This is a genomic window from Pseudomonas sp. LP_7_YM, assembly GCF_004364435.1.
In the GTDB taxonomy this organism is placed as follows: domain Bacteria; phylum Pseudomonadota; class Gammaproteobacteria; order Pseudomonadales; family Pseudomonadaceae; genus Aquipseudomonas.
In genome coordinates, this window is the sequence record NZ_SOCT01000013.1 from 75,354 (window position 1) to 87,879 (window position 12,526).

Sequence of the window (12,526 nt, forward strand, 5' to 3'; positions counted from 1 at the left end):
AAATGTTTCATCAGCCACCGCATCAGGCAACGAACGTCGCATTTGGCAGCAAAAAGTCCTTTTCACTCTTTCGATCCCCATCAAGTGAAGGCACAATCGCCGTCCTTTTTCGGCTGGCATTGCGGGAGGCCACGAAATGATCAAAACGCCGTACTACCTCATCGATAAAGAAAAACTGCTGCGCAACATGGAAAAGATCGCGTACATGCGCGAGCAATCCGGTGCAAAGGCCTTGCTGGCGCTCAAGTGCTTCGCCACCTGGTCGGTGTTCGACCTGATGCAGCAGTACATGGACGGCACCACGTCCTCGTCGCTCTATGAGTTGAAACTGGGTCGCCAGAAGTTCGAGGGCGAGACGCATGCGTACAGCGTGGCCTGGGCAGATGACGAGATCGAAGAGATGCTCGAAAACTGCGACAAGATCATCTTCAACTCCATCAGCCAGCTGGAGCGCCACGCCCCTGCCTGCACGGACAAAGTGCGCGGCCTGCGCGTCAACCCACAGGTCAGCAGTTCCGATTATCTGCTGGCGGACCCGGCGCGTCCCTTCAGCCGCTTGGGCGAGTGGGACCCTGAGAAGATCGAAAAAGTCATCGAGCAGATCTCCGGTTTCATGTTTCACAACAACTGCGAAAACGGCGATTTCAGTCTGTTCGACCAGATGCTGTCGACCATCGAAGAACGCTTTGGCCCTCTGCTGCACAAGGTTGAGTGGGTCAGCCTCGGTGGCGGCATTCACTTCACGGGCGAAGGCTATCCGCTGGACGCGTTCTGCGCGCGCCTCAAGGCCTTCTCGCAGAAATACGGTGTGCAGGTTTATCTCGAGCCGGGTGAAGCGGCTATCACTCAAAGCGCCTCGCTGGAAGTGACCGTGCTCGACACCCTGTTCAATGGCAAGCACCTGGCCGTGGTCGACAGCTCCATCGAAGCGCACATGCTCGACCTGCTGATCTACCGCCTGGACGCCAAGCTGGCCCCCAGCGCAGGCGATCACACCTACATGGTGTGCGGTAAATCCTGCCTGGCCGGAGATATCTTCGGGGAATACCCATTCGATCGTCCGCTGGCTATCGGCGATCGGCTGTCGTTCGTGGACGCAGCGGGCTACACCATGGTCAAGAAGAACTGGTTCAACGGCCTGAAAATGCCGTCCATTGCAGTGAAACAACTCGACGGCACCGTCGAAGTGGTTCGTGAGTTTGGTTTCGACGATTACCTGTCCAGCCTCTCGTAAGCTGGCAGAAAGGAGAGAGAAATAAATTGAAGAAGAACGTTCTTATCATTGGTGCAGGAGGTGTCGCCAAGGTGGTGGCCCACAAGTGCGCGCAGCATAACGACGAACTCGGTCGTATTGCCATCGCGTCGCGCAACATCTCCAAGTGCCAGGCCATCATCGACAGCGTCAACGCCAAGGGCAGTCTCAAGCAGCCCGCGGCAATCAAGGCTTACGCCCTGAACGCGCTGGATATCGAAGCGACCAAAGCGTTGATTCTGGAAACCGAATCGCAAATCGTCATCAACGTCGGCTCCTCGTTCCTCAACATGTCGGTGCTGCGGGCCTGTATCGATACCGGCGTGGCTTATCTGGATACCGCTATCCACGAAGAGCCGGGCAAGGTCTGCGAAACACCGCCCTGGTACGGCAACTACGAGTGGAAACACCTCGAGGAATGCCAACAGAAAAACGTCACTGCCATCCTCGGCATCGGCTTCGACCCGGGTGTGGTCAACGCTTATGCAGCGCTGGCGCAACAACAGTATTTCGACCGCATTGATTCGATCGACATTCTCGACGTCAATGCTGGCTCCCATGGCAAATATTTCGCCACCAATTTCGATCCGGAAATCAACTTCCGCGAATTCACCGGACAGGTCTGGAGCTGGCAGAACAGCCAGTGGACCAGCAACAGCATGTTCGAAGTCAAGCGCACCGACGATTTGCCGGTCGTAGGCTCGCAGGACCTCTACCTCACTGGCCACGATGAAGTGCACTCGCTGTCGAAAAACCTCGACGTGCCCAACGTGCGATTCTGGATGAGCTTCGGTGCCCATTACATCAATGTGTTCACCGTCCTGAAGAATCTCGGCCTGCTGTCCGAACAACCGGTCAAAACCGCCGAAGGCGTCGAGATCGTGCCGCTGAAAGTGGTCAAGGCTGTGCTGCCTGATCCCGCCTCGCTGGCGCCGGGTTATGTCGGCAAGACCTGCATCGGTGATCTGGTCAAAGGCACCAAGGACGGCAAGCCTCGCGAAGTGTTCATCTACAACGTCGCCGATCACGAAGAAGCCTTCGCCGAGACCGACAGTCAGGGTATTTCCTATACCGCAGGCGTGCCGCCAGTGGCCGCAGCCCTGCTGGTTGCCCGTGGCGAGTGGGACGTAAAGCGCATGGTCAACGTCGAGGAGTTGCCTGCCCAGGCGTTCCTCAAAGCACTTGATGTGATGGGTTTGCCGACGCGTATCAACGATGAGCACGGCGATCGTCCCTGGGACGAGTAAGGCCTGATGAAAGGTGCGCTCGTTGCGAGCGCACCTTAAGTGCTTTCCTTGCACCGGCCAATGACACAAATATCCGTGTCATTGGCCGGACACCACCCCACCAACTTCCACGCGGTTGCGTCTGCAGGGCGCTAACCCCGCAGACGCCTGCTGTCAGAACTGCCAATCCAGAGACAGCCCCACGCCGTGGGTTTTGTCGCGGGCGCCGAGCAAGCCGCTGTAGTCAAAGTTGATACGAGCTTCCCTGCTCAGCATCAGGCTGGCGCGAGCGCCGACCACCGCAGCGTCGCGATCCATCGAAACACCTTGCACCGTGAAGCTGTTGCCGGCGTTGGCATTGGCAAATGCCAGGTGCTGTTCGCTGTTAATGTCGCTCAGGTTGTGTTGCCAGCCGAGGGTCGCGGACAGGTCCAGTTTCTGACTGTCGTTAAGGTTGAGTCGATTGCTGGCGCGCGCACCCAGTGTGGAGAGCACGGTATCGCGGTTGTCGTCATGGCCTTTGAGCGCGGTGGCGCCACCTTTTTCAGTGAAGCCATCGCTGTCCAGGTGCACATAAGCCAGATTGGCGAACGGTTCCAGTGCCAGCGGTTGCAGGTTCAGGCGGTAAGCGGCTTCGGTGAAGACCTGAGTCGCCTGGGCATCACGCTTGACCTTTTGCCGATCGGAAAACTCGCCGTATTGCAGGTCACGCTTGACGTCGATGCGATGCCAGCTGTGGGAGGCACCGGCAGTCAAACGCAACGCCCCCTCTTCGTGGCCAATGTAGGCGCCCAGATGGTAGCTGTCCGCCGAGGCGCGGGAATGGGTGTCGTCGCCCAGACTCAGGGAGGTGTCGCTGTAGCCCGCCATCACACCCAGACGCGTGTGATCGCTGATCAGGCCGTCGACACCGGCGAGCAAGCCGCCCAGAGACGAAACCGAGCTGGCGCTGTCACTGCTCCCCGAGTTTTTGCCCCATGCGCCCAGAGCCTTGACCCACACCGAGTTGTCTTCACTGCCCGGCGCCGGCGGCTCGTAAAGCCCTGCGACGCGCAGGCGGTCCCCTACGGCATCACGCAGCTGGCGGCTGTCATTGATCAGTTGCGTGGCGATGGCAGGGTGCACTTCACCCGACAACTGGGTAAACGCGCGACGTGCAGTGGCGGTGTCCTGGCTCAGGATCACACTCTCATACACCGGATTGCCCGCACCCAGTTGCTCGGCCGCTTGCGCCACATTGCGCTGGTTGGTGGTTTGCGCGGTACTGGCGAAACTGTCGTCGTTACGTTCGACAGCCAGGGTTACGCCAGTACCGGTGTACGCCAGATTACCGCTGAGGAAGGTGTAGTCCTGCGCCACCGAGCCAAACTGGCCTTCCACACCGCCTGTCGCTTGGAGCACGTTGAATTGCCGACCGAGAACGCTGGCGGTCTGGCCACTGCTGAGCAACGAGGCGTTGCTGTCCAGAGCAAGGGTCATGTTGGCACCGCTCACTGTCGCGGTGCCGCCCGCGATGATGCGATCACTGCCGGTGGGGGACAGCTCGACCGCGTAGATCGAACCTGGGGCCAGCGTGAGATCGCCAGCAACCTGCAGCGTGCCGATGGAGTTGCCAGGCGCGACCGTACCGCCACGGTTGGCGGTAAGGGAACCGACGCTGCCGTTGCCGCCCAGTATGCCGCTGTCATTGACGGTCACTGCCGAGGCCAGTGAACCGTTCACCGCCAGACGGCCCTGATTGACCAGCGTCGGGCCGCTATAGCTGTTGTTGCCGGTCAGCACCAAAGTGCCGATGCCCTGCTTGGTCAGCCCGCCATGTCCGGAAATGTCGTTGCTCCAGACATCCAGCCCGCATTGCGGGCCGCTGCAAGTGCGCTGGGTCGGCTTGCCCGCATCGACCACAGCGCCGACGCCAGGCAAATCTGCAACGAACTGGCTGTCGCCATAAGCACCGCTGATCCTGAATTCGCTGGGAATGTCCGCCTCGGTGACGAACATGGCCGGGCCGTTGACTGCCTTGCCCAGATTGATCATGCCCCAGCCATACAGCGCGTCGATGCCCGGCGCGCCAAGGTCGGTGGCCGTGGTCTTCAGGACTTCGGCTACCTGCGCACCGGTCATGTACGGGAAGCGTTCCATCAGCACCGCCAGGCTGCCCGCCACGTGCGGCGCTGCCATGGAAGTGCCGTTCTTGTTGGCCCAGCCGACGGTCAGGTCTTCGAGGCTGGTGCCGTTAAGCACCGAACTGTAGATGCGCGTTCCCGGTGCCGCTACGCAGAAACTGGCGGTGTAACCGCAGCGCGAAGAGAACGTGCTGAGCGTATAAGGCGTGGTGGCCGCTGCGGCGGCATCCGGGTTCTGCTGTAGGGCGGCCACGGTCAGCCAGTTAGGCGCAATTTCCGGCACGAAATAGCCAAGTCCGGCCATGGCGTCGGGGTTATTGAGGTTGTAGTCGTTACCCGCAGCGAAAATAGTGACCACTCCGCTGCGCGCCGCATCGATTGCGCCCTGATACGCCCCGCCCGGTGCAGTGCCGAGGATTTGGCGGATCTGATTGAACTGCAGTTGGGCATCCTCAACGGTGAAGTGCGGGAACGCCGGATCGCGGCCGCCCTTGGCGAACCGGTCAGTGATGCCGATGCCCCAACTGTTGTTGATCACCCGCGCGCCACTGTCGACCAGCGCGTTCCAACCCGCTTGATACACCGCACCGTCGTTGCCCAGCACGATGCCGTCTTCCGGCCCGGGGTCGCCATTGTCGGCGCTGATGATCTGCGCATTGAAGGCAACCCCGTGCATCGGCCCGCCATCTCGATTACCCCCGGCGATACCGCCCACGTGGGTGCCGTGGTTACCGAGCTTGCCGTTGGAATCCAGACTCGGCGCGCCGTCGTAGCGAAAGGGATCGCCCGCTTTCACCGGGATATACGGGTCGGTGTATTGACGGATGCCGCTGGTGACCAGATTGACCACTTTGTCGGGGCTGTCGAATTCCGGGTGCGGGGCATACACCGGCTGATCGAAAATACCGAGTTTGACGCCCTTGCCGGTGTAGCCGGCGGCGTAGGCCTGATCGGCATTGATTGCGCCCAGCCCCCAGTTGGCATTGAACTCGGCACTGCGCCAACTGGCGGCATTGCCCGCCTGCCCTGCTTCCACATAGGGAGCGGCATGGGCCACGCCCATGCTGGTCAGGTAGCAAGCCAGTGCGCCGCAAGAAGCGCGATTGATCGCCCGGATGACCGAACGTAGAGAGATGACCGAGCCATGTCGGCTGTTAAACACGTCTTTCATGAAACTACCGTCCTTAGTTAACGCACACGAATCTGCGCGCGCATGCATTTGCATGCGCGTTGTTCTCTTGAGTCAGGCGGGCGTGCCTAGAACTGCCAGTTAAGGCTCAGGCCGACACCGTGGCTTTTTTCGCGACTGGCCAGCTGGCCGCTGTAGTCGAGGTTGATCCTGGCTTCCTTGCTCAACGCCAGGCTGGCATGGGCGCCTACCAGCGCAGCGTCGCGCACCAGCGGCGAACTTTCGATGGCGAAGTTGCTGCCCCCGGAGGCAAAAGCCAGATGCTGTTCGGAGTCGGTGTTGCTCAGGTTGTGCTGCCAGCCGAGGCTGCCGGACAGGTCGATTTTTTGCCGTTCGGTGATCGCAATGGTCTTCAGCGCTCGCACGCCCAGAGTGCTCAGCACCGCATCACGGGTGTCGCTACCGGAAGACAGGGCCGCAGCGTCGCCCTTCTCGGTAAAACTGTCGGTGTCCAGGTGGACATAAGCGAGATTGGCGAATGGCTCGACGGTCGCTGGCTGCAACTGGATGCGCCAGGCAGCCTCGGTAAACAGCTGGCCGCTCTGCGCGTCGTGTTTGGTTTTTTCCCGGCCGCTTGCGCCGTTGACCTGCACATCACGTTGGGTATCAATCCGGTGCCAGGCATAAGCACCACCGAGAGTCACACGCAGCGCGCCGATTTCATGGCCCAGATAAGCGCCCAGGTGGTAACTGTCCACCGAGGACCGCGAATGGGTGCCAGAACCCATGCTCAACGAACTGTCGCTGTAGCCGGCCAGTACGCCCAGCCGGGTGTCGTCCGCCACCTTGCCATCAACGCCTGCAAGCAGGCCGCCAATGGAGCTGGAGTAAGCGGCAGTGTCGTGCCGCGAATCGGTCTTGCCCCAGGCGCCCAGCGCCTTCAGCCAAACGTTGCTTTGTCCAGACACCTCGTCGCCGGTGCCAAACACGCTGGCCCCCAAGCGCTCGCCGACGGCATCCCGCACCTGGCGGCTGTCGTTGATCAGTACTGTGCCGATCGCCGGGTGTATCTCCCCCGACAACTGCTGGAAGCTGTCGCGCGCCGAGGCCGCGCTCTGGGCCAGCAACAGGTTCTCGTACACCGCATTGCCCGCGCCCAACTGCTCGGCAGCGGTTGCCACGGCGGCCTGATTCGGCGTCTGTGCCACGCTGCTGAATGCCGCACTGCGCACGATGTTCAACGCCACAGCATTGGCCGCGTAATCAAGCCGACCACTCAGAAAGGCATAGCCGGACGTCACCTCGCCAAACTGGCCATTGATGCCGTTGGCCGCCTGCAACACGTTGTACTGCTGACCCAGAACGCTCTGGCTCGGGGCGGCGTTCAATGCTATCGGCGTCTGGTCCAGCGCCAGCGTCATGTTCGCGCCCGAAACGATGGCCTTGCCGGTGGCCACGATACGATCACTGGCTACGGGAGAAAGCTCCACTGCATACGTGGAGCCCGGCTCAAAGCTGACATCGCCGTTGACCTGCAAGGTGCCGATGGAATTGCCCGGCGCAACGATACCGCCGTCGTGCGCAGTCAACCCGCCGATCTGACCCGAGCCGCCCAGCGTGCCCTCGGCGTTGACCTGCACGGCCGAGACCAGTGAGCCATTGACCGACAGCAAGCCACCATCGACCAGCGTGTCACCACGGTAAGTATTGGCGCCTTCGAGAATCAATCGTCCGGCGCCGGACTTGATCAGGCTGCCCTGATACTGCCGCTGTGCTGCCGCAGCGGCGCGGGCTGTGCCTACCGCATAGTCGGTCTGATCCTGTTGACTCGCCGTGCTGGCAATGCCGCTCTGCCAGCCTTTGCTCACCAGCGTTTGTTGCCATTGGGCCTGCTCGGCCTGATCCTCCGCCTGACGCTGGATCAGCGCCTGATCGGAGATGCCATTGCTCCACACGTCGCTCTGGCCAGCGCCCAGGTTGGCGTTGAAGGTGCCGAGCAACTGACCCGGACCGTGCATTGCCCGCTCCAGATTCGCCACGCCCCAGCCCACGCTGGTGTTAGGCGCCTGGGTGATAGAGCCGTCAAGCTGGGTCGCCGTGGTCAGCAGCACTTGCAGCGCCTGCTCATTGTTCATGTACGGGTAGCGTTCCATCACCAGCGCCAGGGCTCCTGTGGCATGGGGCGCAGACATCGAGGTGCCGGACTTGAGCGCGTAGCCGCCCCCTGGCACGGTGCTGTCGATCAACCGCCCCGGCATGGTGATGCACCAGTACTTGGAGAGCCCACACTGGTTGTAGCGTTGACCGTTGGCACTGTCGAGCCCCGAAACGGCCAGCCAGTGACCTTCCAGATCGGGTTCGAAATAAGGCAGCGAAGCGCGCACGCTGGCGTTGGCGTAACCGCTATTGCCGGCGCTGAACACGTTAATCACGCCCGTACGCGAAACATTCGCCGCTTCGTCCAGCCAGGTGCCACGGTTGTAGTGCTGAGCGTAAGCGGCGTACACGCCATCGACCGTGGCGTAGGTCACGTCGGGCGGCTGGCTGCCCCAACTGTTATTGATGGCCCGCACTCCGGCATCGGCCAGTGCCGTATACGCCGCTTTGAAATAACGCGGGTCAGGATTGGGTCCGAACAGAAAGCTGTCGCTCTGGTTGGTGTTGGCGACGTAGATCTGCGCGTTATACGCCACACCGTGCATGCCAACGCCATCCCGTGCCGCGCCCATGGTGCCGGTGACGTGGGTGCCGTGAGTGTCGTTGTTTGGGTTGATCACGCCGGTGACGCTGAAGGGCGAGCCGTCTACATAGGTGCCGCTGGCGGTCACCGCGTGATAGCGGGACGGGCTGGCCTCCGGGTGGGAAGGGTCGAAACCGGAGTCCAGCGCACCGATTTTGATACCGGCGCCTGTGATGCCCGCTGCATAGGCCTGATCAGCCTGGATACGGCCCAGCCCCCAGTCGCTTTGGAATTCTGAAGACCGCCAACTGGCAGCGTCACCCAACTTGCCCTGCTCGATGTAGTCGGCATAAGCGGAACACCCAACCGTGAACGACAGCGCATAAAGTACGCTCGTTGCAGCCGGTTTAAAAAAGTAACGCGCAGCACCCACAGTCTTCGACTTTTGCATCCCTGCACACCTGGCAAATGATTAGCTCTTGATTGAGCGATGCCAGAACATAATTCGCAGTTACATACTTGGCAACTGATTTGTTTCAACCTTGTTACAAACACAAAAAATCGGCGCCACCCTTATTCGATTCATCGTAACTTTATTAACTCATTGAAATTATTCAATTTAGCTTCATTCATGGAAGATTTACACATCCGAAAGTAGTGGCTATTTAATTGCATAAAGTGGCACTAAGCCATGCCAATGTCAGCAATATGAAACATTGGCCCGCTAGCTCGCTGCTTCCCCTGAAGCGCCAAAATCGCAAACGCGAAATACCCGGTAATCATCGTTACTTATTGCAACTGGACAAGGTTTAGCCAAAGCCAAACTTCGGTCTGTTTGAAGTGCGGTCCGCAAAAACGGTTCGCCTGATTCGGGAACCCGCGGCGCCTCAGCGACCACACACTGAAACTTCCCGAAAAGGGGGAGGCAGGAAACAGGCCGGGGTCGGTACATGGGTTAACGATCGACTGCGCCACTCAGACGAATTCCTTACAGGATGAGCAATCATGAAACTTCCAGGCATCTCAGGCGCAGGCATCACGGGCGGCGCAGGCCACGCGGACAGCGAAATCGCTCACAAAAAACCAACTGCCTTGCCATCGGGCATCGCCAGCAGCCTGGTCAATTTCGGCGGCCAGCCGGGTACCGATCTGTCCTCTTTGCTGGGTAAAAAATCGACCGAAGAAGGCTCGGGCGAGAAAAAAGGTGGTCTGGCGGGTATCGCCTCCAAGCTAGGCGACGCAACGGCATTGATTCCCGGTTTGAGCAATGCGCTCAAGGGCGCCGGGAACTCTGATGGCAGCATTGGCGGCATGTTGAGCGGGGCCGTTTCAGGCAGTCTTGAAACCGCTGAAAACAGTGTCAAAGGCATCGCTAAAGGTGTCATGCAGGGCGAAGTGAACCCGGCACTGATGGCGAAAAACGCACTTGCAGAAAACTATCAGAAGAATGAGCAGACGCCAGAAGCGGCGAAAGCATTGGCCGGTATGGTCTGAATCAGCTGCAGTCGCCCTGCCCTCGCTTGGTGTAACTGAGTCGAGCGATGGACGGGCAGATTCCGCTTACGCCTCAACCACCTTCTCCTACACCTCAATATCCTGCAGGCCGAGCAACCGCTGGGCATTGCCCGTCAGATGTCCAGCACGCCAAACGAAATACAGGTCCGAACGTCCCGCGGCTCCAAGCGAATGCACCCGCACCGCCGCCCGACCTGGCAGTGTCTGCAGCATCGCTCGCGGCACCCAGGCAGCTCCCGCGCCTGCGGTCACGCACGCAAGCATGGTGTGGTAGGACTCCATCTCGATCATCTGCAAGTGCTCCCCTCCGGACGCCTGCAACCAACGATCCAGACGCAGCCGGAACGAGCAGTTCTGGCGAAAGCCATAAATCTCCCGACAGCGCAGGTCACTGGCAGCGTGCACCGGCCCATGGGCCTGCTCGGTGATCAACACCAGATGGTCGGAGAAGGCATAACGGCTGTCCAGGGCCGGAGACTGCACCGGGCCGTCGGTCAGGGCGATATCCAGCAACCCCTCAGCAACCTGCCCCATCAATACCTCCGAGACGTCGCTGCGAATATCCATGCTCACTTGTGGGTGGCGCTGGCGAAAGCGCCCCACGAGCTGCGGCATGAACGCCACCAGGCCTACGTCCAGCGCGCCCAGCGTCAAATGACCTCCCACCTGTTCCTCGCGGATCAGCGCCTTGGCGCCGTCGCTCAGTTCGATAATTTGCTGCGCCCGCGCCAATAACGCACGCCCGAATGGAGAGAGGGTCAGGCGCTGCTTTTCGCGCACGAACAGCTTGCAGTCCAGGTCTTCCTCCAGTTGCTGGATGCGCAAGGTCACGCCGGACGGCACCCGGTGCAATTCCTTGGCCGCTGCCGTAACGGAACCGGTTCGGGCCACGGCGCAAAACGCGCGCAGTTGAGCAAGCTGCATGACTTGTTCTCTTTTTCGAAAAAGGTGACTCAATATATTTCAATTTCAACAACGGCTACAAAACCTTAGGGTGGTGCTCACTGATACCGAGGAAGACATTCATGTACAACGATCTGATTCAGGCCCTGCTGCCACGCGAACCGGCCCAATTCATCGGCGGGCAATGGCAAACCGGCCGCGAAACCCGCGAGGTGTTCAACCCTGCCACGGAGGCGTCCATTGGAGTCGTCGCCGATGGCGATGAACACACTGCCGAACACGCCATCGAGCATGCCACAAAGGCGCAAAAAGCCTGGGCCCGGCTGGGTCTTGCGGCACGGGCTGAACACTTGCAGCGGCTGTTCGAGCAGGTACAGGAAAACAGCGAAGCGCTGGCTCGCCTGCTGGTCACCGAACAGGGTAAACCCATCAAAGAGGCCCGAGCCGAAGTAGGCATGGCACTGACCATGCTGCGCTACCATGCGGGCCTGGGCTTTCGTCAGACCGGCCAGGTCATGGCCTCCGGCACTCCGGGGCGCACCATCAGCATCCGTGAAGAACCCTACGGTGTTGTGGCCGCAATCATTCCCTGGAATTTCCCGTTGGCGATGTTCCTGCGCAAGGTCGCGCCCGCCATCGTTGCCGGCAACTGCATCGTGGTCAAACCCAGCGAAAACACGCCGTTTTCGTCACTGGCCATGGCCACGCTATGTCAGCGAGCGGGCATCCCCGCCGGTGTCGTGAACGTGGTAACCGGGCCGGGTAAATCCCTGGGCGATGCACTGGTGCGCCACCCTGGTACTCACCTGGTGACCATGACCGGCTCGACCCGCGCAGGTACCCAGATCCTCCATGCCGCCGCCGACAGCATTGTGCCGGTGTCGCTGGAGTTGGGCGGCAAAGCGCCTTTCATCGTCATGGCCGATGCCGATATCGAGCGTGCGGCCAAGGACGCGGTGGCATCGCGCATGACCAACTGCGGTCAAGTATGCATCGCCAACGAACGCACTTACGTGCATGCGTCGATTCATGATCGCTTTGTCGAAGCGGTGGTGCGTGAGGTCAATCAGTTGAAACTGGGCGATCCGCACGACGAGAGCACCGACATCGGCCCCAAGGTCAGCGCGGCCGAGCGCGACAGCGTGAACACCCACCTCAAACGCGCCCTGGAACAAGGCGCACAGATTGCCGCCGGGGGTCCGCAGACCTTGCCCGCCGCTTTGAACAAAGGTTATTGGGTGGCCCCGACCGTGCTGACGGGCGTGAGCGCGGACGCCGACATTCTCTGTGACGAGGTATTCGGACCCATCCTGCCAATCGTTGCGTTCGATAACGAGCAGCAAGTCATCGATTGGGCCAATGCCAGCCACTATGGTTTAAGCGCCTATGTCTACACTCAGGACCTGGGCACGAGCATGCGCCTGGTGGACGCATTGGAAAGTGGTGAGGTCTACGTCAATCGCATTGGCCCGGAGGAAATCAACGGTTTCCATGCCGGCTGGAAACGCTCCGGACTGGGCGGCGATGATGGTGAGCAAGGCTATCGCACCTATGTGCGAACCAAAGTGACCTATCTGGACTACAACCAGTAAGTGGTTGGCCCGAGGCAGCCTGATACCTTGCGTATCAGGCTGGCGAACGTATCGTCGGGCGCCTGCGCCTTCTGGCGAAGTGCGAGGGATCTGCGCCTGTTTCGAG

General features: G+C 60.4%; 7 protein-coding genes. 4 read left to right on the forward strand and 3 right to left on the reverse strand.

From position 1 onward, the window contains the following. The first annotated feature begins 136 nt into the window (after nucleotides 1-136). Both EC915_RS21700 and EC915_RS21705 read left to right on the forward strand, forming a co-directional pair. Nucleotides 137-1,234, forward strand: a complete 1,098-nt coding sequence (locus tag EC915_RS21700) for a carboxynorspermidine decarboxylase (protein ID WP_133752561.1) — start codon at nucleotides 137-139, stop codon at nucleotides 1,232-1,234. Between the two features lie 26 nt (nucleotides 1,235-1,260). After that, on the forward strand, nucleotides 1,261-2,499 hold the full coding sequence (locus EC915_RS21705) for a saccharopine dehydrogenase family protein (protein WP_133752562.1): 1,239 nt from the start codon (nucleotides 1,261-1,263) through the stop codon (nucleotides 2,497-2,499). 153 nt (nucleotides 2,500-2,652) lie between these two features. Here the strand turns inward: EC915_RS21705 and EC915_RS21710 are convergent, their stop codons facing one another. Continuing rightward, nucleotides 2,653-5,772 (reverse strand): autotransporter domain-containing protein, encoded by a 3,120-nt coding sequence (locus tag EC915_RS21710; RefSeq protein ID WP_133752563.1) that lies wholly within the window; start codon nucleotides 5,770-5,772, stop codon nucleotides 2,653-2,655. An 86-nt stretch (nucleotides 5,773-5,858) separates the two neighbouring features. After that, the gene (locus EC915_RS21715; protein WP_133752564.1) at nucleotides 5,859-8,861 is read right to left on the reverse strand and encodes an autotransporter serine protease; all 3,003 of its coding nucleotides are present in this window, start codon (nucleotides 8,859-8,861) and stop codon (nucleotides 5,859-5,861) included. A gap of 554 nt (nucleotides 8,862-9,415) precedes the next feature. On the opposite strand from EC915_RS21715, the gene EC915_RS21720 reads away from it, so the two are divergent. Next, nucleotides 9,416-9,904, forward strand: a complete 489-nt coding sequence (locus EC915_RS21720; RefSeq protein ID WP_133752565.1) for a hypothetical protein — start codon at nucleotides 9,416-9,418, stop codon at nucleotides 9,902-9,904. An 87-nt stretch (nucleotides 9,905-9,991) separates the two neighbouring features. Here the strand turns inward: EC915_RS21720 and EC915_RS21725 are convergent, their stop codons facing one another. Beyond that, entirely contained in the window at nucleotides 9,992-10,849 is an 858-nt protein-coding gene (locus tag EC915_RS21725; protein WP_133752566.1) for a LysR substrate-binding domain-containing protein, read from the reverse strand. A gap of 101 nt (nucleotides 10,850-10,950) precedes the next feature. Here EC915_RS21725 and EC915_RS21730 point away from each other — a divergent pair, with 101 nt between their 5' ends. Beyond that, nucleotides 10,951-12,420 (forward strand): aldehyde dehydrogenase family protein, encoded by a 1,470-nt coding sequence (locus EC915_RS21730; protein WP_133752567.1) that lies wholly within the window; start codon nucleotides 10,951-10,953, stop codon nucleotides 12,418-12,420. Nucleotides 12,421-12,526: the final 106 nt, after the last annotated feature.

Bases quoted from the DNA above. Each gene is read 5' to 3' on its own strand.
- EC915_RS21700 (WP_133752561.1), top strand. From the start codon at position 137: ATGATCAAAACGCCGTACTACCTCATCGATAAAGAAAAACTGCTGCGC.
- EC915_RS21710 (WP_133752563.1), bottom strand. From the start codon at position 5,772: ATGAAAGACGTGTTTAACAGCCGACATGGCTCGGTCATCTCTCTACGT.
- EC915_RS21715 (WP_133752564.1), bottom strand. From the start codon at position 8,861: ATGCAAAAGTCGAAGACTGTGGGTGCTGCGCGTTACTTTTTTAAACCG.
- EC915_RS21720 (WP_133752565.1), top strand. From the start codon at position 9,416: ATGAAACTTCCAGGCATCTCAGGCGCAGGCATCACGGGCGGCGCAGGC.
- EC915_RS21725 (WP_133752566.1), bottom strand. From the start codon at position 10,849: ATGCAGCTTGCTCAACTGCGCGCGTTTTGCGCCGTGGCCCGAACCGGT.
- EC915_RS21730 (WP_133752567.1), top strand. From the start codon at position 10,951: ATGTACAACGATCTGATTCAGGCCCTGCTGCCACGCGAACCGGCCCAA.